This is a genomic window from Faecalicatena contorta (assembly GCF_001404335.1).
Classification (GTDB): Bacteria; Bacillota; Clostridia; order Lachnospirales; family Lachnospiraceae; genus Faecalicatena; species Faecalicatena contortus_B.
In genome coordinates this window covers 54,769-80,925 of record NZ_CYZU01000005.1, presented here as the reverse complement: position 1 = coordinate 80,925, position 26,157 = coordinate 54,769, and the positions used below count along the sequence as shown (strand labels likewise).

Genomic DNA, 26,157 nt, shown 5'->3' with positions numbered 1-26,157 from the left:
AGGGCTCACTCCTTTTTATCCGGAAGAGGATAGTACATTTTCTCATAGGAGAGCATATAGGACAGGATAGGGGAACTGCACCGCACGGCAATCAGGGCATTGACTGCAAAGAGCAGCATCCATACAAGGAATATCCAGTGGTTCCATGCTATGTGTGTAACGGCGAGGGTATAGAATACAATGTTTTCTACGATCAGCAGTGCAAACCAGTAAACTCCTGCCATGACTTCCTCGCTTTTTTCAGTGACCATATCAGGCGCTGCCTCCAGCGCCTCTTTCCGGTTTCCCGGGTCTGTGCGCAGGTTCAGCGCCAGAATCAGGAAAAACCATAACCCAAGCTGGACAACGATCTCCATCCAGCCGCCGGAGAGAAAGAAACGTCCGGACATAAACAGCTGTACCAGGATGGTGAGCAGCAGGCTAAAGATGACTTTTACGACAAGGTGAAGGCGGAGATAATGCATTTTTTCCTTTTCGCCCACTGCACAGACGTAAAGAGGCATGGCAAGCCGGATCGGCATTTTTCTCAAAACCAGCCATAAAAACAGGATTGTTGCAACAGCGGTGATCGATACGGCAGATGCCTGGAGCGTTGGGGAGGACTCCATGGCGGCAAGTATCTCAGTACTGTAATCCTTGCCGGAAGTCTGGAGATCCCTCAAAAACTGAACCAGTGTAATCTGTACGCCCAGAATTGTAATCACAGCGTATACGATAAAGTACAGAATAAAGGTTAAAAAGTTTCTCTTAACATCCAGCCACAGATCATTTAAAATAATCCGGATCATTTGATAAAACCCCCTTTGCTAAGATAATACATCAAATCCTCCAGTGTCGGCCTTGCTGTTTCAAGTCCCAGCAGCTGTCCTTCCCGCGGATATTCGATCAGCAGGGAACTTCTGTAGGCTTCGTGGAGACGGCAGATCACATTGGCGCCAAAAAGGTGTTCAATCTGTTCCCGGGTACCATATGCGATATAAAATCTATCATTTAGTTCCTCTTTATCCAGCTGGAGGCAGAGACTGCCGTTATCCATAAGGGCGATATAATCTCCAATCTGATCTAAATCGGAGGTTAGGTGGGTGGAAAACAGAATGCTGCGTGTGCCGTTCTCAACGATGTCCTGCATGTAACCAAGCAGTTCTCTGCGAAACAGCGGATCCAGGCCCGCAGAGGGTTCATCCATCAGGAAAAGCTTTGCATCATGGGAGAGGGCAAAGGCCAGCTGAAACCGGGTCTTCTGTCCTTTGGAAAGCTTTCCTGCCTTCTGCCCGGGGGCTATTTCAAATCTGCTGCAGAACTTCAGAAACAGTGCATGGTCATACCGGGAATACAGGGAACCGAAAGATTTCCCGTTTGTTTCAACGGTAAGATTGTCTTCAAAGGGTGATTCATCCAGCACGAAGCCAATGTCATCCTTTGCCTGGCGCTCCTGGGTGTCCATGGAATGCCCGTTGATGAAGACTTCCCCGCTGTCTTTCTGATAGAGGCGCAGGATTGTCTTGATCAGAGAGGTTTTTCCTGCACCGTTCCTGCCGATCAGTCCCATGATATATCCAGGTTCCAGTGTGAGATTAATATCTGTGAGCTTTAAACTTCCAATTGCTTTGTTCAGATTTTTGATTTCAAGCAGATTGTCCATTGCGATCCTCCTGACTGTGAATCATACTGTATATATACTGTATATGTTTATATATACAGTATACCCTAAATATATATTTGTCAATAGGGGAATACAAAATATAGGTGATGGGAAATAATAACAGAAAACAGAAAGGAAATGAAGAAGAATGAATGTTCAAAAATGTGGAATTATCGGATGCGGCGGCGTAGGCGCCACAACCGCATATACATTGGTAGAAAGCGGGTTGTTCAATGAAATGGTCCTGATCGATATTGACAAACGCAAAGCGGAAGGAGAGGCCCTGGACATCGGGCACGGTATTCCGTTTACCGTCCCCTCTGATATCTATGCCGGAGATTACGAGGATCTTAAAGATGCATATCTGGTCGTGGTGACGGCAGGTGCTAATCAGATGCCGGGTGAGACAAGGCTGGATATCTCCGCAAAAAATGCAAAGGTTTTCAGACAGATCATTCCGGAAATTGTAAAATACAATTCCGAGTGTATCTTGCTGATTGTGACAAATCCGGTAGATATCCTAACCAGTCTGGCGCTGAAGCTGTCCGGTTTTCCGGCCAGCCGGGTAATCGGAAGCGGAACCGTGCTGGATACCGCAAGACTTAAATATCTTCTGGGCAAGAAGTTCAATTTGGATTACCGGAATATCCATGCCTGGATGATCGGGGAACACGGCGACAGCGAGCTTGCAGTCTGGAGCAGCGCAACAGTGGCGGGCCTTCCTGTAGACGAATACTGCCGCCAGCACGGGCGAACCCGCGCCAGTCTTCAGCTCAATGAAATATACGAAGAAGTCCGCGACAGCGCTTATGAGATTATAGACAGAAAAGGCTCTACTTTCTATGCTGTCGCGATGGCGGTAAAAAGAATCGCTCAGGCGCTGGTGCGTGATGAGCATTCCATTATGACAGTCTCCAGCCTGGCACAGGGACATTACGGCCTCAATCACGTCTGCATTGGCCTGCCTACTGTGGTAGGGAGAAATGGGGCGGAGGATATTATAGAGATACCTCTGAATGCACAGGAGAGAGAAGCTTTGAGTGAGTCGGCACAGGGGCTTCAGAAAATTATGGAATCTTTGTAGAGAGGGGGACGCTTTAAAACCGGGAAGCCTGGCACCTGGCGGGAGCATATATGCCATTTTAAAAATCCGCTCCGTTGCCGTAAGAATCCCTAAAGGAAAAAACATAGAAAATGGTGGTCCAGCGGCATGCAACCCGAAATTTGGTAATTTCGGGTCTTAGGCCGCTTCAGAATTTGACGTGAGACGTCAAATTCTGCCCACCATTTTCTATGTTTTTTCCTTAAGGGATTCTAACGGAAACTCTAGGACTTTTAAAATGGCATATATGCTCCCGCCAGGCGCCAGGCTTCCCGGTTTTAAAGCTGGTGCATCCGGGCGGTAGGAAGGCCGTCCTCGGGAGGAGATCTTAGCGGTGGCGGCTTATTGAATTGCTCGGTGGAACGTGATGGTTTAGGGAAGGGAGCGGGGCTGTTCGCGCCGGTAGCTTTGCAAGGGAGATTCTTGTTTATGGGCTGGGGTGCTGATATAATTATGGTAAAACGTTGGTTTAGGAGGTAAGATTTATGAAGGTTTTGATGCTGAATGGAAGCTGTAACTTGAAGGGATGTACATACACGGCTTTGGAGGAGATCGGAAGGGTGCTTTTGGATGAGGGCTTGGATTATGAGATTTTTCAGATTGGGGCGAAACCGGTCAGGGACTGTCTTGGGTGCGGCAAGTGCAGGGATGGAAAATGTGTTTTTACGGACGATGGAGTGAATGAGTTTGTGGAAAAGGCCTATGAGGCGGACGGGTTTGTATTTGGATCTCCGGTTTATTATGCGCATCCGAGCGGACGGAGTCTTTCGTTTTTGGACAGGGCATTTTATGGGAATAGCAGCGATGAACGCTGCAGGGCATTTAAGTATAAGCCGGGGGCAGCTATTGTATCCGCGCGGCGGGGTGGCACAACGGCCTCACTGGACGCAATCCAGAAGTATTTTGGGATTGCGCAGATGCCCACGGTTGGATCTACTTATTGGAATATGGTGCACGGGCAGAAACCGGAGGATGTCATGAAAGACGAAGAGGGACTGCAGACAATGCGTAATATAGGAAGGAATATGGCCTGGATGGTGAAGTGCTTTGCGGCTGGTAAGCAGGCGGGGATTGTGCTTCCAAAGACGGAACTGGAGTATTCTACGAATTTTATCAGGGAAGTATAGATAAATAGCACGGTGGAGGCCGTGCTTTTTAGCGGAAATGAAAGCGATTCTTATGGATTTAGCATGTTGGCGCAGCATCCCAAAAAGTTTATTGACGGATTTTGGAAAATCCCTTATGATTATTAGGTCGAAAGGGGGTGCTGAGTCTGATGAATGTTTTGAATATAGAGCATATAAGTAAGATATTTGGAGATAAGGTTATATTTGATGATGTATCGTATGGGGTACATGATGGAGATAAAATTGGGATTATTGGAATTAACGGGACAGGAAAAACAACATTGCTTAAAATTATTGCCGGCCTCGAAGAGCCGGATGAGGGGCAGGTTGTTAAGCAGAACGGCTTGAAAATGAATTATTTGCGGCAGGATCAGGAGTTTCCGGAAGGGGCAACCGTGCTGTCCTATGTGAGCTCTGGGAAGAAGCAGGAGGAATGGGATGCAGATAATGAGGCTAAAAGTATTTTGAACAGCCTTGGCGTCACAGATCATGAAGCCGTTATCGGGCCTCTTTCTGGTGGTCAGAAAAAACGGGTGGCTCTTGCGCGTGCGCTTGTTTCCGAGGCGGATATCCTTCTTCTTGACGAGCCGACCAACCACTTGGATGAAGAGACCGTGAACTGGCTGGAAGATTATCTGAAACGCTACCGGGGTGTTGTGATTATGGTAACTCATGACAGATATTTTCTGGATAAGGTAACGAATAAAATTTTGGAGATCAGCCATGGAAATCTGTTCGGATATGACGCGAATTATACCGGTTTTCTGGAGATGAAAGCCCAGCGTGAGGAGATGGAGCTGGCGAGCGAAAGAAAACGCCAGAGCGTGCTGCGCGTGGAACTGGAATGGGCCAGACGCGGCTGCCGGGCGAGAAGCACGAAGCAAAGGGCACGTCTGGAGCGCCTGGAGGCTTTGAAAAGCGGTACGGTTCCGGTTCAGGACCAGACGGTAGAACTGGAATCCATGGAAACCAGGATGGGGAAGAAAACGATTGAACTTCATCATATCAGTAAAGGTTTTGGGGACAGGAAACTTATCGAGGATTTTGACTATATTTTTCTGAAGAATCAGAGGATCGGGATTATCGGTGAAAACGGTTGCGGAAAATCAACCTTAATTAAGATGATTGCAGGTCTGATCGAACCCGATACAGGGAGCATTGAAATCGGAGAAACCGTTAAGATCGGTTATTTTGCACAGGAAGAACAGGACATGGATGATGGCCTGAGGGTGATTGATTTTGTGAAAGAGATCGCAGAATATATTCCGACCAGAGAAGGGCGGATTAGTGCGTCTCAGATGCTGGAGCGTTTTTTATTTACTCCTGATATGCAGTATGCACCCATTGGTAAATTATCCGGCGGGGAGAAGCGAAGGCTGTATCTGCTGAAAATTCTGTGCTCCGGCATTAATACGCTCTGCCTGGATGAACCTGGAAATTCCCTGGATATCCCCACACTGACGATTCTGGAAGATTATCTGAATTCATTTCCCGGGATAGTGATCACAGTATCCCATGACCGATATTTCCTGGACAATGTGGCTGACCGCATCTTTGCCTTTGAAAACGGACATTTGGTACAATATGAGGGAGGCTACACAGATTACCTGGAGGCGAAAAAGAATAAGGGGGCGGCGGAAACAGACCATAATACATCTGGGAAAGAGCAGGAAGATAAGAACCAGGCATACAAAGAGTGGAAGCAGAACCGCCCGTCAAAATTAAAGTTTTCCTATAAGGAACAGAAAGAATTCGAATCCATTGATGAGGATATCGCGGCGCTGGAAGAGAAGATAGAGTCGCTGGATGCCGACATTATGGCAAATGCTACTAATTCCGGGAGGTTAAATGAACTGATGGCTCAGAAAAGCCGGGCAGAGACAGAACTGGAAGAAAAGATGGAGCGGTGGGTATACTTAAATGATCTGGCAGAGCGAATAGAAGAGCAGAAAAACACATAATTATGAATAGTATTAAAAAATCAGAGCAGCAGCGGACTGCTCTGATTTTTATATTAATGTGATCTCTTCTTAAATCTGTTTACATGATTTTTTATGATAAGTATAATTGTTTGTTAAAACACAAACATTATTGCTATATATTACATAATAAAAAGTATATATTAAAATAATCTGAAAAATAATTGAAATAGGAATATTTTGTGCTATAATAATCATAGATATTGGAGCAGGCAACAGGAGTGTTTATTTTTGAAGATATGAAAGGAGAAACATATGAGTCATGTAGAATTGCAGGAGAACTATCAGCTTTTTATTAACGGCCAGTGGAAGGATGCTTCCGACGGTGCGGTGTTTACCTCCACATGTCCGGCGAACGGAAAAGTCCTAGCATCCTGTGCACAGGCGACAAAAGAAGATGTGGATGAGGCGGTAAATGCGGCGTGGGCGGCATTTGAGAGCTGGAAAAAGACAAGCGTCAATGAGCGTGCCGCAATCTTAAATCAGATCGCAGACATCATAGACAAGAACGCCGAATTTCTGGCAATGGTGGAATCCGTGGACAATGGGAAGCCGATCCGCGAGACAATGGCAATCGATATCCCTTATGCAGCCAGTCATTTCCGTTATTTTGCCGGCTGTATTATGGCGGAAGAGGGCAGCGCGGTTATGCTGGGCGAGGATACACTCAGTCTGATTCTGAGAGAGCCGATCGGTGTGGTTGGACAGATCGTTCCGTGGAACTTCCCGTTTTTAATGGCTGCCTGGAAACTGGCTCCGGTTCTTGCCAGCGGATGCTGTACGGTATTTAAACCATCCAGCTCTACATCGCTAAGCGTACTGGAATTTGCCAGGCTGGTGCAGGATGTAATTCCGGCGGGCGTATTTAACGTGATCACCGGCGCGGGTTCAAAATCCGGGCAATACATACTGGATCATCCGGGATTCAGAAAACTGGCGTTTACCGGTTCCACGGAAATCGGCTGCAGCGTGGCATGTGCAGCGGCAGAACGCCTGATTCCATCCACACTGGAACTGGGAGGCAAATCGGCCAACATCTTCTTCGATGACTGCAAATGGGATATGGCCATGGACGGACTTCAGCTGGGCATCCTCTTTAACCAGGGTCAGGTATGCTGTGCAGGTTCCCGTGTATTCGTACAGGAAGGAATTTATGACAGATTTGTAGAAGAGGCGGTGAAAGCATTCAACCAGATCAAAGTTGGCTTACCTTGGGAAGCAGAAACCCAGATGGGTTCCCAGATCAACGAGGCCCAGATAGAGAAAATCCTGAGCTATGTCGAAATCGGCAGGCAGGAGGGCGCTGTAGCAGCATGCGGCGGCGAGAGGGCATCGGAAGAAGAACTGGCCAAAGGCTGTTTCATGAAACCAACACTGCTTGTCAATGTAACCAACAACATGCGTGTAGCAAGAGAAGAGATATTCGGACCAGTAGCATGCATTATCAAGTTCAAAGACGAAGAAGAAGTAATAGCCATGGCCAACGACAATGACTACGGTCTGGGAGGCGCTGTATGGACACGCGACATCAACAGGGCCATCCGGGTATCCCGTGCAATAGAAACCGGCCGTATGTGGGTAAACACATACAACGCAATCCCCGAGGGCGCTCCATTTGGAGGATACAAAGCATCAGGCATAGGCCGTGAGACACATAAAGTAATCCTGGAACACTATACACAGATGAAAAACATCATGATCAACCTGTCAGAGGCCCCCTCAGGATTCTACCCTCCAAAATAAGCAAGAATCCAGAGAATGAGCTTTAGCCTCATTCTCGTACGTGTAGTAGGAACAAAGCAGTTCCGCCCCGTGCACATCACAAATATTAGCCAAAAACCATCCGCCGCCCCCGTCTGTTTCCCCCTAAAGTGGAGCCGTCCTACCGCATTGAAGAACCAGCTGCAGAGGAAACGGATATGTGGTGTGGCAGGGCATAGAATAAGTACTACTGCCCCTTAAGGAAATACAGCCTGACTTTATGGATGAAATTTTTTCACCGAAAAAAATTTCAAAGAGAGCTGAGCTTAGCTGTCATCAAGACAGCTAAGTGAATCTCTCTGGTTCCATAAAATCAGGCTGTATTTCCTTTAGGGGCAGTTCACGAATGGACAGCCCTGCCACACCACATATCCGTTTCCTCTGCAGCGTCAGCCAATCCGCCCCCGCGGTCCCCACTTTCCAAACTATCTATTTATATGTTATAATTATTTAATGCATTGACCCGGGCTGCATTAGGAAGTATAATATTACATGTGATTAACAAAACGAAAGAAAAGACAACAAACGCAGATACATGTGATTATTTTTAAATTATATGTGATTATATAGTCCGGGAAATCTTGTGACATAAGTGATAGAAGGAGAAGAAGCATGGAAAAACCAGTACTTGTGATCATGGCGGCAGGAATGGGAAGCCGTTATGGCGGTTTGAAACAGATTGACCCGGTGGATGAGGAAGGCCATATTATTATGGACTTTTCTATTTTTGATGCCAGGAGGGCGGGGTTTGAGAAGGTCGTTTTTATAATAAAGGAAGAAAACGAAGAAGAATTTAAAACCTGTATTGGAGACAGAATCAGCGAATATATGGAAGTAGCCTATGTATTTCAGAAGCTGGATGATCTTCCGGAGGGATTTGCGGTGCCTGATGGACGTGTGAAGCCGTTCGGGACGGGGCATGCAGTTTTATGCTGCAGGAATGTGATCGATGGCCCTTTTGCTGTTATCAACGCGGATGATTATTACGGTGTTCATGCTCTGGAGGAGATTTACCGTTATCTTTCGGAACATGCGGATGATGAGAAGTACAGGTATGCCATGGTGGGGTACCGACTGGATAATACTCTAACAGATAATGGGTATGTATCCAGGGGGATCTGCGAGACGGATGAAGAGGGCTATCTGACCGGAATTATTGAACGGACTCACATTGAGCGAACAACGGAAGGAATTGAATATACAGAGGATGATGGAAAGACATGGAACAAGATAGACAAGAACTGTATCGTATCTTTGAATATGTTTGGCTTTACGAATAGTTTTTTGAGAGAACTGGAGGAGCGGTTCCCGGTATTTCTGGAGAAGAACCTGAAGGAATCACCTTTGAAGTGTGAATATTTTCTGCCGTCGGTGGTAGGTGAACTTCTTGATGAGGATAAGGCGACTGTGAAGGTGTTGAAATCCGAGGACAGATGGTATGGGATCACATATAAGGAAGATAAGCAGAGTGTTGTGGATGCGGTTGCAGAGATGAAGGGAAAGGGAACCTATCCCCTGCACCTCTGGAGATAAACAGGCATACGGTATCAGGCAACAGACAAAGAAGAACAGCAGACAGAAAGGAAAAGGTAAGTATAATGGCAGTTTTAGTAGCAGGCGGCGCCGGATATATAGGAAGTCATACATGTGTGGAACTCTTAAAGCGAGGCTATGATGTGGTAGTCGTTGATAACCTCTACAATTCCAGTGAGAAAGCGCTGGAGAGAGTGCAGAAGATTGCAGGAAAGGAACTGAAGTTTTATAGAGGTGATATTTTGAACAGGGAGGATCTGGAACCCATATTTGAGCAGGAAGACATTGAGGCGGTTATTAACTTTGCCGGATTGAAAGCTGTGGGTGAGTCCGTTGTGAAGCCCTGGGAATATTATCACAACAACATTACCGGAACGTTGATTCTCTGCGATGTGATGCGCAGACATGGCTGCAAGAACATGATATTCAGTTCTTCCGCAACCGTATACGGAGATCCTGCTGAGATTCCGATTACGGAGAAGTGCCCGAAGGGGGAGATCACCAATCCGTACGGACAGACGAAAGGCATGTTGGAACAGATCCTTACGGATCTGCATACCGGGGATCCGGAGTGGAATATTATGCTTCTGCGTTACTTTAATCCGATCGGAGCGCACGAATCCGGCCTGATAGGGGAAGACCCGAAGGGAATCCCGAATAATCTGGTTCCTTATATTGCGCAGGTGGCAGTTGGAAAGCTGGACTGTCTTGGCGTGTTTGGTGACGATTACGATACCCATGACGGTACGGGCGTCCGGGATTATATACACGTTGTAGATCTGGCTGTGGGCCATGTGAAGGCGATCGAGAAGATGAAGAGCAGCAAAGGGGTGCACATCTATAATCTGGGAACCGGGACAGGTTACAGTGTTCTGGATGTCGTAAAGGCATATGAAAAGGCGTGCGGCAAATCTATCCCTTATCAGATCAGGCCCCGGCGCGCAGGAGACATCGCCACTTGTTACTGTGATGCGTCCAGGGCGAAAGAGGAACTGGGATGGACTGCCGAGCGAGGAATTGAGGAGATGTGCGCGGATTCATGGAAATGGCAGTCGATGAATCCGAATGGTTACAGGGACAGTGAATAGATGAAAAAGTGGACAGGAGAAAGGTGTAATGTGCGCAGAAGGTAAATTGACAGATGTGGAATACCTGCCATTATCCTGCAGCCAGATGAATATCTGGAATCTGGAAATGGCACACCCGGGACTCCCGATTAACAACATATGTACGGCACTTAAGATTGAAGGGAATCTGAATCTGGAATATCTTCAGACATGTATTGAGCTTGTATACAGGGCCTTTCCGTCTCTCAGAACAAGAATTACCATTAGGGACGGGCAGCCTTATCAGTATGTGACAGAAGAGATACCTGCCAGAACGGCATTTTTTGATTTTACTGAGACAAATGAGCAGGGGGTGGGAATCTGGTTTCAGTCCGTTGCCAGAGAGCACTTTACACTGTATGATTCTCCGCTGTGCCAGATGGTGATTTTTAAAACGTCCGGGAACAGCGGGGGAATCCTGACCAGAGTGCATCATATCATAGCAGATGCATGGTCTCATGCACTGATTACAAATTATATCATACATAATTATTTTCAACTTCTTCTGGGAGGCAGGGCGGACAGTTTTGCGGCGCCTTCGTATGAAGGTCATATCTTAAGCGAGCAGAAGTATCTGAAGTCCAAAGCTTTTGAAAAGGATAAAAAATACTGGAGCGGGGTGCTAAGTGATATCCTGCCAGCGGCGGCCAAGGAATATCAGTGTCCGGTCATAAGCCCTGTGGGTCTCAGAAAGTCGTACCGGCTTTCTAACCGGCTGAACCGGCTTATTGGAGGATTCTGCTCGAAGAATAAAGTTTCTCCGTTTGCTGTTTTCTATATGGGCCTGGCTGTCTATCTGCGGCGCATGAAAGGGCAGGAACGGTTCTGTGTCGGTGTACCTACCATAAACAGGCTTAATTTTCAAGATAAGCAGACCGGTGGTATGTTCGTGAATACTCTGCCTTTTGTGAATGAACTGGATATTTCCATGACGTGGAACGAGTTCAATGAAAAGCTGCAGGACGACTGGTTTGCGTTACTCTGTCATCAGCGAATTCCATTTGAATCAATAAAAAAAATAGTAAGCCAAAATGGCAGGAATGTATCGGACCCCTTATTTGATATCGTATTGTCCTATCAGAACGGAAAGATGGACCACCTGAAAGGCGCAAGAGTTTCTCTGGAGGGACGGTGGCTGTACAGCGGCTATCAAAGCGAATCTCTCTGCATCCATCTAAGCAGCAGAGATCAGGAAAACCAATATACAGTAGATTATGATTACCTGACCCAGATATTTTCGGAAGAGGAAATTGATCGGCTGCATGAGAGTCTTTCCCGGATTCTTAAGGAGGCGCTGCAGAATCCGGATGTTCCGATAGCCGGCCTTCAGATCTTAAGTGAGGAGATGGAAGAGCAGGTCATCTACGGATTCAATCAGACCGATGTCTGGTATAACAGGGATGTGGGTATCGCAGACCAGTTGTCAGAGATCTTCAGGCTGAACCCCGGGAGAGCGGCAGTTATATTTGAAGGCAGAAGGATATCCTATCAGGTACTGGAAGAGTCCTCAAGGAAAATAGCGTGTGGGATTGCGGGAAGAACCGGTGCCGGAAAAGGAACTGTGGCTGTCCATATGAGGAGGTCGGAGAAGATATTTACGGCGCTGTGCGGGATTATTCTCTCCGGAAACAGCTGGCTTTTGATTGATATAGATTTGCCTGGACAGCGGAAACGGGAGATGGTGAGCGACAGCCAGGCGCTTTTCTGCATATGCACAGAACCTGCAGAGGAGCTGTCCGGCTGTGTGGAGCTGGTTCTGTTAGAGGAGCTGGCAGATGTGAATAAATTGCCGGATTGTGTAACGGCAGAATATAAGGCGGCCGAGGCTGGGCCGGATGACCTGGCATACCTGGTTTACACATCGGGCAGCACGGGGACGCCAAAGGCCGTGGAGGTGGAGCAGCACAGTGTGCTGAATCTGGCGGCGGCTATGCAGCCGCTCTATCCGAAGGGCGCTGTTCTCGCGATCTGCAGTGTAGGATTTGACGCATTCTTACTGGAGAGTGTGATTGCCCTTCTTTGCGGCCGGACAGTCGTGCTGGCCTCAGAGGCGGAAATGAACCATCCACAGAGGCTGGGCAGCCTGATCCAAAATTATGACGCCGGTTTTATGGCGTTGACTCCGTCCCGTTTGTCTGCATATTTGAAGAACGCAGATTTCTGTGCATCACTGGTGCATATGGAGACGGTGATCTGCGGGGGAGAGAGCCTGCCATCCGAGCTTTCTAAAAAGCTAGCTGATCATACGTCTGCGGCGCTGTATAACCAGTATGGCCCTTCCGAGGCGGCAGTCGCGGTCAGCCATGATGTGGTAAACGGCAGAGAGTCCGTACATATAGGCCGGCCCCTGCAGAACTGCAGGATCTATATACTGGATGAATTCCAGAATCCTCTTCCCCCGGGATCCGTCGGAGAACTATATATTGCCGGTGATTGTCTGGCGAGGGGATACCACAACAGGGAAGAGCTTACTAAAGAGCGGTTTATGAACGATCCTTTCCGGGACGGCGGGCGCATGTACCGAACCGGGGATTTTGGTAAATGGTCAAAAGACGGTAAAATCTTTTATTTGGGCAGAAGGGATGACCAGGTAAAGCTGCTCGGACACCGGGTTGAACTTTCCGAGATCGAATCCGTTCTCATGCGGCATGAGAAGGTAGAGACCGCTGCGGCCGGGATATGGGAGAACCGGCTGATCGCCTATTATACAGGGGATGCCCTGCTTACGGAAAGCGAACTGCTTACATTTGCCGCCAATTATCTGCCGCGGTATCTTCTGCCTGCGGCGGTGGCCAGGGTGGATGCTTTTCCGCTGAACAATAACGGAAAGATCGATTTCACGGCCCTTGAGAAGCCTGTATTAACAGGCGGCGGGGATTCCCCGGCCGATGAAGTGGAAGAAAAACTGCTGGCTGTCTGGCGGAAAGTACTGGAACGGGAGGAACTGGACGTTCATTCCGATTATTTTATGTCGGGAGGGGATTCACTGAATGCCGTGCTGATGCTTCTGGAAGTAGAAAAACAGTTTTCCCGGAGCATTACCGTACAGGAGCTGTACGCGAATGCAACACTGAGACGGCTGGGCAATCTCATCAGAGGCAGAGAGATCCGTCCGGAAGTACAGCGTGCGGAGATCCGGAGAGCTTCGGAGAGGAACTGGTATCCGGTGACACCGTCACAGGCAGGATTTTACGTTATGCATCAACTGGATGAGACGAAGATCGGCTACAATATGCCAACCGCGTTCCATCTCAGCGAATGGCTGGATTATCCGCGGCTTGAGCGCGCATTTGTCAGGATGATAGAGGAGGATACTTCTCTGCGGACTACATTTCATATAGAAGACGGCCGGGTAATTGCCAGAGTCAGCCCAGGAACGGAGTTTCGGATGCAGTGGATGGAGTGCGGCAGCACAGAGGAGGCAATGGCAGGCTTTGTCAGGCCCTTTGACCTGACGGAAGGACCGCTGCTTCGGGCGGCTATGCTAAAGTTGCCGGACAATGAACCATATCTGCTGCTGGATATGCACCATATCATCTCCGATGGCTTAAGCAGCCAGCTTCTGCTGGGCCGGCTGAACCAGTATTATCAGGAACTGCCGGTTTCCATGCCGGAGCTGGATTATATTGATTATGCCTGGTGGGTCAGCGAGAAGATCAGCCAGGAAGAAGATCCGTGCAGGGCATTCTGGCGGAAACAGCTGCCGGATAAGCTGCCGGAGCGGGAGCTTACGCCCGACAGACCCAGGCCGCCTGTATTTGACGGGGCAGGGGGGCAGTACGAGTTTGATCTTTCCCCGTCCCTGAGTGAGAGGGTCGCAGGCTTCTGTGAAGAACAGCATGTTACACCCTTTGTGCTCCTTCTTGCCGTCTACGGACTTTTCCTGAGCCGGTATTCCGGAAGCACGGAAGTTGTGGCAGGGACGCCGTTTTCCGGCCGCCGCCGGCAGCATATGGAGGAGATGACCGGCGTGTTTGTCCAATCTCTTCCGGTATTTATGCAGGCCGGGCCTAAGGAAACATTCACAGCGTACCTGGATTCGGTGAAGCAGACGGTTTCGGGGATGCTGGATCATCAGGAAATTACCCTGGAAGAACTGCTGGAAATTGCCAAAACGTCGAGGACTAGAGACAGGAATCCTCTTTTTAGCGTGATGTTTACCATGACGCCTTTGAAAAGCGGGGATATATCGATCGGAAATGCGAAGCTTAACTACATCCCCGGCAATACACATGCCGTGAAGATGGATCTGAATCTGGAGGCCGTGCATCTGGAGGGAAGATATCATTTTCGGTTCGAGTACGCCAGGAGTTTGTTTGACGAGGTGACGATCGCATTTTACAGCAGGTGTTATCTGCAGGGGCTTAAGGAAGTGCTCCGAAATCCGGAGGCGCTGCTTTCAGAGTTCACCATGCTGGATAAGGCGGATCAATACAGACTGCTGGATCAGCCCGTGCGCCTCAGGACGCCTTATGATGCGACAACGGTGGATCAGGCCGCCGATTATTATGCCTATGCGGATCCGGAGCGGACTGCTGTACATTGGGGAAACGATTCCTGTTATTCTTTTGGGGAGCTGAAGGAGAAGACCGATGTTTTGGCGGGAATTCTGAGGACTGAGGGAATCGGCCTGGGAGATAAGGTGGCTTTTCTTACGAAGAGAACGGGTCTGCTGCCAGTTTTTATGTTCGGTATTCTGAAAGCCGGTGCGGCTTATGTCCCGATCGATCCCGAATTTCCAAAGGAGCGGATTCTTTACATGCTGACGCAGGCAGATGTCAGGCTGGTGCTTTATGGACAGCAGGAACTGGTTCTGGGGGATCTGCCCTGCAGGGAACTGGTCTGGGATGGACGAGAAGCGGAATCTGTTTTGGAAGTACCGGCTGCAGAGCATGGAGCCCAGGATGCGGCAAACGTGATCTTTACTTCCGGAACCACAGGGAAGCCGAAGGGCGTGGTTATGTGCCACAAATCCCTGTCAAATCTGCTGGCGCACCTGGAACCTCTGCTGGGAGGCAGGGAGGAAAAGATCCTGTGTGCATCGAACTGTGTCTTTGATGTGTTTACGACGGAGACGATACTGGCGCTTGGAAAAGGTTACGCGGTCAGTGTTGCCGATGAGGAGGAGATGCTGCTTCCATGGAAGATGGCGGAGCGGATCCTGCGTGACCATGTTACTGTGCTCCAGCTGACGCCGTCGAGAATCCAGATGTGCCTGGGCGATGAGGCATTCTGCAGGGCACTGCGTGGGATACACCGGGTGATCCTTCTGGGTGAACCGTGGAGTATGGAATTAAAAGACAGGCTGAACGGTCTGACAGATGCCCGGATCTTCAATATTTATGGTCCAACGGAGACTTCCGTGCACAACTGCCAGGGAGATATTACGGATGAGAATAGTATCCATATCGGAAAGCCCATCGGAAACTGCCGGTATTATCTGCTGGATGAGGAACGCCGCCCCGTGCCGCCCACAGCCGTCGGGGAAATCTATATTGCCGGGGAATGCCTGTCACCGGGGTATATCAACCGTCAGGACCTGACGGATCAGGTCTTTCTGCCGGATCCATATATCAAAGGAGAAAAGATGTACAGGACCGGAGACAGGGGCAGGCTCAGGGCCGATGGAAACTGGCAGTGCCTTGGACGGGTGGATACTCAGATTAAACTGAACGGGCATCGGATCGAGCCTTTGGAGATTGCGCAGATTATGTTGCAGTCGGGGCTGGTGAAGGAGGCCGCCGCCGTGCCTGTCCTGCATCAGGGCGCGGTTCACTTCCTCAGGGCCGCGGTAGTCAAATCGGAGGGATATACGGAAGAATTACTCCGGGCTTATATGAAGAAGAAACTTCCGGACTATATGATTCCTTCAGAGATCCAAGTGCTTGAGGAATTACCAAGAACGGCCAGCGGCAAGACGGATCTGAAAAAACTGGCGGAGACTGAGGCAGAAGTGCATGAGGCCGGAGCCTGTGTATCGGGGATTGCCGAGTTATGGAAAGAAGTGCTGGGACGGGAGCCGCTGAGAGACGTATCGTTCTTTGAACAGGGCGGAACCTCGCTCCAGGCAATTCTTATTTTAAATCGTTATCACCAGAAAGAGTATGATTTTGGCATCAACGATTTTTACCGTTGTCCTACGCTGGGGGAGCAGGAAAAAATGCTTTGCGTCTTGCCAGGGAAAGACAGGGAACAGGCGCTGCCAGCACAAAAAGAAGCACGCTGGGAACTGCCGGATGTGCTTTCAGAGCAGGAAGAAAAGATGTGCAGGCCCGGGAATATATTACTGACTGGCTGCACAGGTTATCTTGGAAGTTATATATTAAAAAAACTGCTGGAATACGGCAATGAGGAAATGTACTGTCTGGTAAGAGGGGGAAATATCCGGCTGGAGGAAAGCATGAATTATTACTTCGGCGCCGGGTATCTTGACAAATATAAGGATCGGATTCATGCATTTGACGGAGAACTGACGGCTGATCAATTTGGGGCGGATCCATCCGTTTATGAAGAAATGCTGCATAGTGTCACGCGGGTATTCCACTGTGCGGCGGACGTCCGGCATTATGCGCCGGAAGAAGAGCTCATCAGCACGAATGTTGAGGGTACCCGGCAGGTGCTCCGCTTCGCAGAGGCTTCCAAAGCGGCGGTAATGCATATATCCACAATCAGTGTTGCAGGGATGCAGACGGCCCGGACAAAGGAACGGGGAGCAGCATTGACGGAGAAGGATCTGGATATCGGCCAGAATTGGTGGGAGAACCCCTATGTCAAGAGTAAAATCATGGCGGAGAAACTGGTGGATGATGCAGTACGGAAAGGGCTTGGCGCCAACATCTTCCGGATCGGAAGGCTGGTCGGCAGTTCCTTTGACGGGAAATTCCAAAAAAATCCGGAATCGAATGCATTTTACAGGCTGGTCAAAGGGATGATAGAATTAGGGATGCTTCCGGAGGTTCTGTACCATCAAAGGCTGGAGGTGACTCCGGTCAATCTGGCGGCTGAGGCGGTTGTAAGGCTGAGCAAAACGACAAAGTCCGCCTATCATATCTGCAGTCCCAACGAGATTGAAATCGGCAGTCTGGCGGAAGCGTGCGGACCTGTACAGATAACGGATGCAGAGACGTTCGCAGGGGTATTAGTGGAAAAGAGCATGCAGTCGGACTCTCCGTATATCCAGGCATTGGCACAGACCTGGTTTGAACTGCAGAGCCGGGAGGCCGATGTAGAGCCTGACACGGCTTTTTCGCAGGAAGCACTGGCTGCATTGGATTTCTGGTGGCCCAAGCCAGATCTCAGGAAAATGAAATTGTGCTTTACCAAAGAAGAGGGGAGGGAAGCTCGGTGATGACAATAGCCGGACATATACTGGATATATCAGCAGCAGTACTGGGCTTTTTCATAGTCAGCTGTCTGATGAAGGGCAGGCTGTCGGCAGTTCAGAAGCTTTATCTTTCCTCGGCCGGATTTCTGCTGATCTGGCTGCTGGCAATCATTGGGATGGAGTACACCGAGAATATGGCGGCGCTGCAGGTCATGGATGCAATTACATGTGCCTGTTCCGCTATGCTCATTATGACTATACTTCTGATTTCCCTGATTTTTACGAAAAATCAGGTGAAGATACCGCGGCATTACTGGTTTTTATATACACTGCCGGTGCTCTCGTCTCTCGTTGTATTTACGAATCCTCTGCACCATCTGTTTTACAGACAGTTTTCTATCTATGCATCGGAAGTAAGGTTTGGGCCTCTGTTTATCATCTCGGGGCTGCAGTATTATGCTTATTCCATTATCGTAGTTATTCTCATGTTCCGATATGGAATCAGGCGCAGGAGCAGAAGCGTATGGGGACAGGTGGGGCTGTTTATCGGAGGGCTGTTTGTTCCGTTCTTCACGAATCTTCTGGCAACCCTTAAAATTGTAGACCTGCCGATATCTGCCACTCCGCTGGCCTTTCTGGTCACGATATTGTGTCATGGAATTGCCATGTATTACCTGAATTTTCTGAATATCAAACCGGTAGCCCTGGAAAGCATGGTAGATAATGTGTCGGAAGGGTACGTCATTCTTTCTTCCGACAGATGCATTATTTACTCAAATGCTGCATTTGATGAAGTATTCGGGGAACAGTATAAAATGAAAATCAACAGTTATTTGAACCAGGTGGTTGAGGGACTGGAGGAGCGGAAACGGGATGTGATTTACAATCTGCTTAATTTTTTTGATGTCTGTAAACAGTCTGTAAATGTCATCTCTTATGAACAGGCGATTCTGTGTGAAGAAGGCAAGGTCTACTATTCGGTAGAACTAACGCCCATTTTTGTCAAGCACAGCATGGCCGGTGTCCTGGCAATGTTCCGGGATGTGACAAAGCTAAAAGAGGAGATGAAAAGAAAGCAGCAGAATCTGAGCCGGGCAATGGAGAGGGAGCGCCTGATTTCACTTGGGCAGATGATTGGAAGTATTTCCCACAATCTCAAGACCCCGATTATGGCTATATCGGGGGATGTAACGATTCTGGAAGATTTAGTGAGAGAGTATTCCCAGAGTGTGGGAGATCCGGAGGTGACGATTCAGGACCATCAGGAAATCGCCGGGGAGATGGATGGCTGGCTGGCAAGGATTAAAGAATGCTGTGCTTATATGTCAGACATCATAACGACGGTAAAGGGTATGGCTGCAAATTTAAGTACATCCTCGGAGGAGGATTTTACAATGGATGAAGTGTTCAAAAGAGTGGAAATGTTTCTGAAGGGTAAGCTGGTCAAAAATGGCTGCAGGCTGATCACGGATAACAGGCTTTCAGAGAACACTGTGATACAGGGGGATATCAATAATCTGGTCCAGGTAGTCAATAATCTTTTGGACAATGCATGTGATGCCATGGAGGGGAAGGGCGGAGACGTTGAACTTAAGGCCTGGAAAAAGGACGGCAGTGTCTACATTGCTGTGAAGGATTATGGAACGGGCATCTCTGCAGATGTGAGGGAAAAACTGTTCCGTTCAATGTGCACAACAAAGGGAACGAAAGGAACCGGACTGGGCCTGTATAGCTCGGCGGAGATTATACGGGCACGGTTCGGCGGCAGAATATGGGGTGAGAATCACGCAGAAGGAGGAGCCTCCTTCTATATCGAGCTTCCAATAGAGGAAGAAGAGAGAGGATAAAGGGAATGCGGAAGAACAGAGCTGGAAAAGAAAAAAATGGTTTTAAAATGTTCATTCTGGACGATGACAGAAATATTCTGGATGCTTTGAGTGCCAATTTCCGCACAAAAGGCTACGAAGTAGAAACACAGGAAAATCCGCTTACAGCATTGGAACAGCTGAAGAACGGCCATTATGATATTCTGATTCTGGACTTTATCATGTCCCCGATCTGTGGGGATGAGGTGGTTGCTCGGCTGAGAAAGTTCGATAACAGAATTTATGTAATCATGCTGACGGGGCATAAAGAGCTGGCGCCGCCGTTAAATACGATCCGTGAACTGGAGATTCAGGGATACTGTGAGAAGAGCAGCCGGTATGACCAGCTGGAACTTCTTGTGGAAAGCTGTGTGAAATGCATTCGGCATATCAATACGATCTACCGGTATCAGGACGGGCTGTCCAGCATTCTGGACGCGATACCCCACCTGCACCAGATGGTGCCTGTCGATGAGCTGTGCGGGCAGGTGCTGAAGGAGTTGAAGGCTCTGGTACAGACAGGTGATGGTTTTGTGTGGGTGAAACCGGATGGTGTACTGACGGATCCGGGAAATGCCGAATTGCCGGCGGATATATACCGAGGGGCCGGCTCTTACGATAAGCCGTTTTTTGAGTTTGAGAATGAGGATTTCCCGGTAATTGTAGAACACGTCAGAAAGAGTATGGCGGAGCAGCGGATTATCTTTCATAATGGAGTCCTGCTTGTGCCTCTTCTTGGGAAACGGGAGATCATCCTGGGTGTCATGGGAGCGAAGACCGGGACGGCACCGGATACCACGCTGGAGGCGCTCTTGTCGGTGTATGCGGAGCAGGTATCCACAGCCCTTCACAATACACTGCTGAAAATGCTGTTAAATGCCAACAATAAGAGGCTCTCAGGCATGAATAAGCGGCTGATGGACAGCTATATGCAGACGGTAGAGGCGCTCAGGCTGCTGGTGGATGCCAAGGATATCTACACAAGAGGGCATTCCGACCGGGTATCCTATTACGCGGTGAAACTTGCGGAACGCCTGGAATATGACGCGGAATTTGTGAAACGGGTCAGGGTGGCAGGACTTCTGCACGACATTGGGAAGATCGGTGTATCGGACGCAGTGCTTAGCAAACCAGAGCGGCTAAGCGAGGAGGAATTCAGAGAGATCAAAAAGCATCCCGGCATGGGCGCTAATATTCTGTCCTGTATGGAGATGTTCAGCAATACGGGAGAGATTGTGTGTGCGCATCATGAGCGCTATGACGGGACGGGTTATCCCAGAAAACTGAAGGGGGAAGAGATTCCGCCGGAGGCCAGGATCATAGCAATTGCGGACGCATTTGACGCGATGATGTCCGACCGTCATTACAGAAAAAAACTCTCATTTGCAGCGGCTGTGAGCCAGCTGGAAGAGGGAAAAGGAGCCCAGTTTGACGGCCATTATGTGGATGTATTTCTGGAAGTGCTGAAGGACTATGATACAATCAATGAGCAGCTGCGATGGACTTATGATGAAAATAAAGGAAGAAACGAAAATTATGGAGCAGAAGAATATTTATAAACAGGTAAAACTATATAAAACACTGCAGGAGTGCCTGCTTGACGTGCAGGATGCATATGCAGAGAGACCGGCTATCACGTCTTTCGACAGAGCGGGTACCCAACGGGATGTTTCTTACCGGGAATTTGTAAAAGATGTGCAGGGAGCCGCCTATATGATGGTGCAGAAAAAAATGGCGGGTAAACACATTGCCCTGGTGGGAGAAAATACTTACGAATGGATTGCTGCATTCTGTGCGGCCGGCTGCATCGGTTCCGTGGGAGTCCCGATCGACGTGGAACAGCCGGAGAAAGAAATCCTGAATCTGGCTGAATTTGCGGATGCTTCTTACGCGGTAGTGCAAAAAGATTTTAAAGATGCATTTCAGGGATGGAAAAAAGAACGCGTGATCTGCATGGACACCGGAATCAGGGAGATGATAGAAGAAGGCAGAAGAAAGGTGGAGCAGGAACAGATCCAGGGATTTTCATTTGCCCAGGACATCGGGCCGGATACAACGCTGGCAATTGTTTATACGTCAGGAACGACCAGTGTTTCCAAAGCCGTTGTACTAAGCCATTACAATATGATGTATGATGCCTGTTGCTGCCAGGCTTCGGTACAGCTGGAGGACAGGATGTTCAATCCGCTTCCTCTTTACCATACATATTCCCTGGGATGCGGGATTCTGGATATGATCGCGCACGGCCAGAATATCTGCATCAACGGAAATCTGAAAACGCTGTTCCGCGACATCAGGCTTTACAGGCCGAGTATTCTCATGGCGGTGCCCCTGATTTTAGAAAATCTGCTCAAAGAAATTCACCGGATACAGGAAAATATGGGAATCCGTGAGCAGACAGCCCAGGCAGTAGAAAAATATAAAAAAGGAATCTTTACAAAAAAACCCGTGAAGGTCAACGGCATGGACCTGATCCTGGGGGATCAGCTGAAGACGATCTGCTGCGGCGGAGCACATTTGAATGAAAAAATAGCAGAGGAATTTGCAGCTTATGGTATTGACGTGCTTCAGGGCTATGGAATTACAGAGTGCAGTCCACTGATCAGCAACAGCATCCGGGGACAAAACAGAATCAACTCCGTCGGCCTTCCGCTTCCGGGGGTGGAATTAAAGCTGGCAGACGGGGAGATCCTGGTGAAGGGGCCCATTGTATTTAAAGAATACTATAAGAATCCGGGCGCTACGGAGGAAAGTTTTACAGATGAATGGTTCCATACAGGGGACATTGGCTATATGGACAGAAAAGGCTTTCTCTATATTTGCGGGAGAAAGAAAAACCTGATCGTTTTCAATAATGGAAAAAAGGTAGTTCCGGAGGAACTAGAAGCTTATATCCAGGAACTTCCTCTTGTGAAAGAAGTAATGGTGTACGGTGCAAGTACGGGAAATGCACTGGATGAGGTGAAGCTTTCCGCACTGGTCTGCGTGGACGCGGAGAAGACCAGTGAGACAGACAATTACAGGATACTGGAAAGTATACAGGAGTCCATTGCGGAGTTGAATGCAAAACTGCCGGTCTATAAGAGAATCCAGTCTGTAAAGCTGTCCGAGTCTGAATTTAAAAAGACCTCCATGCAGAAAATCCAGAGAAGGAAGGTGACGGTATGACAGAGGAGGAAATGCTGCTCCTTGTAGAAGAGATCGTAAGAGAGGTGACAGGGGTGAAGAAGCTGACCATGGACACCGAGTTTGTAAATGACCTGGCGCTGAATTCCATGGATGTGGCCAATCTGGTATGCGCGTTCGAGGAGAGATTTGATACGGATATTCCCATGAAAGACGTGCGCAACCTTATGCAGGTGAGAGACGTGATCCGGTATATGCAGAAATGGGAACATATGCGGGACGCAGACGGCCGTACCGATGAGAACGATTTGTAATTTGTAAGAAATCACAGGAAATTATGAAAATCTCTTGACAAAGAAATGGGAACTTGATATTATTAAAAAAACAGAACGCACTCTGTTTTTGCATTTCTGAAGTTAGACAGGAAAGTAGGGAAGCATATGAGAAGACAGGTTTTTTCATTGCTGGTTGACAACAATCCGGGTGTACTAAGCAGGATTGCTGGGCTTTTCAGCAGAAGGGGATACAGTATTGACAGTATTACGGCAGGAATGACGGCCGATCCCAGATTCACAAGGATTACGGTTGTTGCAAGCGGAGACGAACTGATACTGTCCCAGATAGAAAAGCAGGTCCGCAAGCTGGAGGATGTTATTGAGATCAAGGTTCTTAAGGACGGTGAATCCGTTTACAGGGAGCTGATCATGGTGAAGGTTCGTGCCAGCGCAGCACAGCGGCCGGAAGTGATTTCCATCGCAGATATATTCAGGGCCAAGATCGTTGATGTTGAGAAGGAATCTATGATGATCGAGCTGACAGGGAACCAGTCCAAGCTGGAAGCGTTTCTGAACCTGCTCGACGGCTATGAGATACTGGAGCTGGCAAGGACGGGGATCACGGGGCTTGCGCGTGGGATCAAGGATGTCACATTTATAGACTGACATGCAGTACATAGGGACGGGAAGCTAGAGGCTGACAGCCTTTAACTCATATAAAAAGCAATTTATCATCAGTTAATGCACACGAAAGCACATTGATGAAAGAGGAATTAGGAGGAATATCAAGATGGCAGCAAAAATTTATTATCAGGAAGACTGCAACCTTTCGATGCTGGAAGGAAAAACAATCGCAATTATCGGTTACGGAAGCCAGGGCCATGCACATGCACTGAATCTAAAAGAATCAGGCTGCAATGTGATCATCGGTCTGTATGAAGGAAGTAAGTCCTGGGCAAAAGCAGAGGCACAGGGATTTGAAGTATTTACAGCCGCTGAGGCAGCTAAAAAAGCGGATATCATCATGATTCTGATCAACGATGAGAAGCAGGCTGCAATGTATAAGAAAGATATCGAGCCAAATCTGGAAGAGGGCAATATGCTGATGTTCGCACACGGTTTTGCAATCCACTTCGGCCAGATTGTACCTCCTCCGTATGTAGATGTTACTATGATTGCACCGAAGGGACCGGGACACACAGTACGAAGTGAGTATCAGGTTGGCAAGGGTGTACCTTGTTTGGTGGCTGTACAGCAGGATGCAACGGGCAAGGCTTTGGATAAAGCGCTTGCATATGCGCTGGGAATCGGCGGTGCCAGAGCCGGCGTACTGGAGACTACGTTCAGAACAGAGACGGAGACAGACCTGTTCGGCGAGCAGGCAGTACTCTGCGGCGGCGTATGCGCATTGATGCAGGCAGGCTTCGAGACTCTGACCGAGGCCGGATATGATCCGAGAAACGCATACTTCGAGTGTATTCATGAGATGAAGCTGATTGTAGATCTGATCTATCAGTCAGGCTTTGCAGGAATGAGATATTCTATCTCCAATACGGCTGAATTCGGCGATTACATAACAGGACCAAAGATTATCACGGAAGATACCAAGAAAGCAATGAAGAAGATTCTTAGCGATATCCAGGACGGATCTTTTGCAAAGGAATTCTTGCTTGATATGTCCGACGCAGGCGGCCAGGCTCACTTCAGAGCAATGAGAAAGCTTGCAGCAGAACATCCGGCAGAGAAGATCGGTGAGGAAGTAAGAAAACTTTACAGCTGGAGCGATGAAGATAAGTTGATCAATAACTAATCAAAGAGACAGCATAGTAATCATAGGATATAGACCCCGGCGTTTCTAAAGACGTGCCGGGGTTTTCCGTTACTGTAATTTGGCGAGGAGAGATTTTTTTGACTGATAAGAATGATTTCAGCCAGGGCAGTATTGCGCGTAATATTATGGGCCTGGCACTGCCCATGACGCTGGCCCAGCTGATTAATGTGCTGTACAGTATTGTGGACAGAATCTACATTGGCCATATCCCGCATACCTCGGCGGAGGCGCTCACGGGAATCGGCCTGGCGCTGCCAGTGATCACAATTATTATGGCTTTTGCCAATCTGTTTGGAATGGGCGGGGCGCCGCTGTGCTCGATTGCGCGGGGCGGCCATGAGGAGGAGAAGGCCAGAAAAGTAATGGGCAATTCTTTTTCCATGCTCCTGCTTTCGGGAGTGGTTTTAATGGCTGGGTGCCTGCTGTTTAAAAAGCCTTTGTTGTATCTGTTTGGTGCAAGTGAAGTTACATTTCCCTATGCAGATGCTTATATTACCATTTATTTGTGCGGAACATTGTTTGTGATGATCAGCCTGGGGATGAACAATTTCATCAATGCACAGGGGTTTGGTAAGATCGGGATGCTGACAGTCACTCTGGGTGCAATCACGAATATTATCCTGGATCCTATTCTGATCTTTGTATTCCAGATGGGTGTCCGGGGAGCCGCCATTGCAACTGTGATATCCCAGGGGCTTTCTGCCTTTTGGGTGATGCGTTTTCTGACGGGTAAAAAAACAATTTTGAAGCTGAACCGTGACTCCATGCGTCTGGATAAAAAACTGGTAAAGGAGATTACGGCGCTGGGAACATCGGGATTTGTGATGTCTGTGACGAACGGGGCCGTACAGATCGTATGCAATGCTACGCTGCATCGCTATGGCGGGGATCTGTATGTGGGAATTATGACGGTAATCAATTCCGTCCGGGAGATTATTACAATGCCCATCATGGGACTTACTTCCGGGGCTCAGCCTGTGATCGGATATAATTATGGGGCAGAGTGTTATGACAGAGTGAAGTCGGCTATCAAGTTCATGTCCTGGTGCGGGATTGTATTTACTTTTTTGATGTGGGCGGTTCTCTTTTTCGAGCCTGCATTTTTCCTGCGGCTTTTTACAAAAGAGGAGGAACTGATCAGAGCCGGTATACCTGCTATGCGGATCTATTTCTGCGGAATCTTCATGATGTCACTGCAATTTGCAGGGCAGTCCACTTATGTGGCTTTGAACAGGGCAAAGCAGGCGGTCTTCTTTTCCCTGTTCAGGAAAGTAATCATTGTAATTCCGCTGACCCTACTGTTGCCGCTGATAGGAAATCTGGGAACAGCGGGAGTATTTTGGGCGGAGCCAGTGTCCAATGTCATTGGCGGAACGGCCAGTTTCGTGACAATGCTGATTACCGTGTGGCCTTCCTTAAAGAAAAAGGAAACGAAGTTATAACAGTTTCGGACTGGCCGAACGGTTATGTGCTATTTTGTTATCAT

General features: G+C 48.5%; 16 protein-coding genes. 14 read left to right on the top strand and 2 right to left on the bottom strand.

Annotated features, from left to right (window positions below; translation table 11 throughout):
- Positions 1 to 5 precede the first annotated feature (5 nt).
- Together ARB69_RS03940 and ARB69_RS03935 are read right to left on the bottom strand one after the other, a co-directional pair.
- A complete protein-coding gene (locus tag ARB69_RS03940) occupies positions 6 to 788 on the bottom strand; it encodes a hypothetical protein (protein WP_050642440.1) in 783 nt (260 codons plus the stop codon).
- Complete coding sequence (locus ARB69_RS03935) at positions 785 to 1,642, bottom strand: ABC transporter ATP-binding protein (RefSeq protein WP_050642439.1); 858 nt, start codon at positions 1,640 to 1,642, stop codon at positions 785 to 787. The genes ARB69_RS03940 and ARB69_RS03935 overlap by 4 nt, the downstream gene beginning before the upstream one ends.
- Before the next feature lie 148 nt (positions 1,643 to 1,790).
- On the opposite strand from ARB69_RS03935, the gene ARB69_RS03930 reads away from it, so the two are divergent.
- From ARB69_RS03930 to ARB69_RS03865, 14 genes are all read left to right on the top strand, one after another.
- The gene (locus ARB69_RS03930) at positions 1,791 to 2,726 is read left to right on the top strand and encodes an L-lactate dehydrogenase (protein ID WP_050642438.1); all 936 of its coding nucleotides are present in this window, start codon (positions 1,791 to 1,793) and stop codon (positions 2,724 to 2,726) included.
- A 503-nt stretch (positions 2,727 to 3,229) separates the two neighbouring features.
- Complete coding sequence (locus ARB69_RS03925; protein ID WP_050642437.1) at positions 3,230 to 3,871, top strand: flavodoxin family protein; 642 nt, start codon at positions 3,230 to 3,232, stop codon at positions 3,869 to 3,871.
- Positions 3,872 to 4,020: 149 nt separating this feature from the next.
- On the top strand, positions 4,021 to 5,832 hold the full coding sequence (locus ARB69_RS03920) for an ABC-F family ATP-binding cassette domain-containing protein (protein ID WP_055151231.1): 1,812 nt from the start codon (positions 4,021 to 4,023) through the stop codon (positions 5,830 to 5,832).
- A 273-nt stretch (positions 5,833 to 6,105) separates the two neighbouring features.
- On the top strand, positions 6,106 to 7,593 hold the full coding sequence (locus ARB69_RS03915) for an aldehyde dehydrogenase family protein (RefSeq protein ID WP_055151227.1): 1,488 nt from the start codon (positions 6,106 to 6,108) through the stop codon (positions 7,591 to 7,593).
- A gap of 630 nt (positions 7,594 to 8,223) precedes the next feature.
- On the top strand, positions 8,224 to 9,144 hold the full coding sequence (locus ARB69_RS03910) for a sugar phosphate nucleotidyltransferase (protein ID WP_055151224.1): 921 nt from the start codon (positions 8,224 to 8,226) through the stop codon (positions 9,142 to 9,144).
- A 65-nt stretch (positions 9,145 to 9,209) separates the two neighbouring features.
- A complete protein-coding gene (gene galE / locus ARB69_RS03905) occupies positions 9,210 to 10,232 on the top strand; it encodes a UDP-glucose 4-epimerase GalE (RefSeq protein WP_050642433.1) in 1,023 nt (340 codons plus the stop codon).
- A 28-nt stretch (positions 10,233 to 10,260) separates the two neighbouring features.
- Complete coding sequence (locus tag ARB69_RS03900) at positions 10,261 to 17,598, top strand: non-ribosomal peptide synthetase (RefSeq protein ID WP_055151221.1); 7,338 nt, start codon at positions 10,261 to 10,263, stop codon at positions 17,596 to 17,598.
- Complete coding sequence (locus tag ARB69_RS03895) at positions 17,598 to 19,421, top strand: histidine kinase N-terminal 7TM domain-containing protein (protein WP_055151218.1); 1,824 nt, start codon at positions 17,598 to 17,600, stop codon at positions 19,419 to 19,421. The genes ARB69_RS03900 and ARB69_RS03895 overlap by 1 nt, the downstream gene beginning before the upstream one ends.
- 5 nt (positions 19,422 to 19,426) lie before the next feature.
- A complete protein-coding gene (locus ARB69_RS03890; protein WP_055151215.1) occupies positions 19,427 to 20,998 on the top strand; it encodes an HD domain-containing response regulator in 1,572 nt (523 codons plus the stop codon).
- Positions 20,913 to 22,607 carry an AMP-binding protein gene (locus tag ARB69_RS03885; RefSeq protein WP_173020107.1) on the top strand — a complete coding sequence of 565 codons (1,695 nt, stop codon included), beginning with the start codon at positions 20,913 to 20,915 and terminating at the stop codon, positions 22,605 to 22,607. The genes ARB69_RS03890 and ARB69_RS03885 overlap by 86 nt, the downstream gene beginning before the upstream one ends.
- Positions 22,604 to 22,879: a phosphopantetheine-binding protein gene (locus ARB69_RS03880; RefSeq protein WP_050642428.1), complete on the top strand. Its 276-nt coding sequence runs from the start codon at positions 22,604 to 22,606 to the stop codon at positions 22,877 to 22,879. Before ARB69_RS03885 ends, ARB69_RS03880 begins: the two co-directional genes overlap by 4 nt.
- 126 nt (positions 22,880 to 23,005) lie before the next feature.
- Positions 23,006 to 23,506, top strand: coding sequence for an acetolactate synthase small subunit (gene ilvN / locus ARB69_RS03875; protein WP_050642799.1), 501 nt, complete (start codon positions 23,006 to 23,008; stop codon positions 23,504 to 23,506).
- Positions 23,507 to 23,630: 124 nt separating this feature from the next.
- Positions 23,631 to 24,650, top strand: a complete 1,020-nt coding sequence (ilvC, locus tag ARB69_RS03870) for a ketol-acid reductoisomerase (RefSeq protein ID WP_050642427.1) — start codon at positions 23,631 to 23,633, stop codon at positions 24,648 to 24,650.
- 98 nt (positions 24,651 to 24,748) lie between these two features.
- Entirely contained in the window at positions 24,749 to 26,113 is a 1,365-nt protein-coding gene (locus ARB69_RS03865; protein ID WP_087148793.1) for an MATE family efflux transporter, read from the top strand.
- Positions 26,114 to 26,157: the final 44 nt, after the last annotated feature.

What these genes read in the sequence shown, in the direction of transcription:
- ARB69_RS03920 (WP_055151231.1), top strand. Translation starts at nt 4,021, where the DNA reads ATGAATGTTTTGAATATAGAGCATATAAGTAAGATATTTGGAGATAAG.
- ARB69_RS03890 (WP_055151215.1), top strand. Translation starts at nt 19,427, where the DNA reads ATGCGGAAGAACAGAGCTGGAAAAGAAAAAAATGGTTTTAAAATGTTC.
- ARB69_RS03915 (WP_055151227.1), top strand. Translation starts at nt 6,106, where the DNA reads ATGAGTCATGTAGAATTGCAGGAGAACTATCAGCTTTTTATTAACGGC.
- ARB69_RS03930 (WP_050642438.1), top strand. Translation starts at nt 1,791, where the DNA reads ATGAATGTTCAAAAATGTGGAATTATCGGATGCGGCGGCGTAGGCGCC.
- ARB69_RS03925 (WP_050642437.1), top strand. Translation starts at nt 3,230, where the DNA reads ATGAAGGTTTTGATGCTGAATGGAAGCTGTAACTTGAAGGGATGTACA.
- ARB69_RS03910 (WP_055151224.1), top strand. Translation starts at nt 8,224, where the DNA reads ATGGAAAAACCAGTACTTGTGATCATGGCGGCAGGAATGGGAAGCCGT.
- ARB69_RS03885 (WP_173020107.1), top strand. Translation starts at nt 20,913, where the DNA reads ATGATACAATCAATGAGCAGCTGCGATGGACTTATGATGAAAATAAAG.
- ARB69_RS03895 (WP_055151218.1), top strand. Translation starts at nt 17,598, where the DNA reads ATGACAATAGCCGGACATATACTGGATATATCAGCAGCAGTACTGGGC.
- galE (WP_050642433.1), top strand. Translation starts at nt 9,210, where the DNA reads ATGGCAGTTTTAGTAGCAGGCGGCGCCGGATATATAGGAAGTCATACA.
- ilvN (WP_050642799.1), top strand. Translation starts at nt 23,006, where the DNA reads ATGAGAAGACAGGTTTTTTCATTGCTGGTTGACAACAATCCGGGTGTA.
- ilvC (WP_050642427.1), top strand. Translation starts at nt 23,631, where the DNA reads ATGGCAGCAAAAATTTATTATCAGGAAGACTGCAACCTTTCGATGCTG.
- ARB69_RS03880 (WP_050642428.1), top strand. Translation starts at nt 22,604, where the DNA reads ATGACAGAGGAGGAAATGCTGCTCCTTGTAGAAGAGATCGTAAGAGAG.
- ARB69_RS03900 (WP_055151221.1), top strand. Translation starts at nt 10,261, where the DNA reads ATGTGCGCAGAAGGTAAATTGACAGATGTGGAATACCTGCCATTATCC.
- ARB69_RS03940 (WP_050642440.1), bottom strand. Translation starts at nt 788, where the DNA reads ATGATCCGGATTATTTTAAATGATCTGTGGCTGGATGTTAAGAGAAAC.
- ARB69_RS03935 (WP_050642439.1), bottom strand. Translation starts at nt 1,642, where the DNA reads ATGGACAATCTGCTTGAAATCAAAAATCTGAACAAAGCAATTGGAAGT.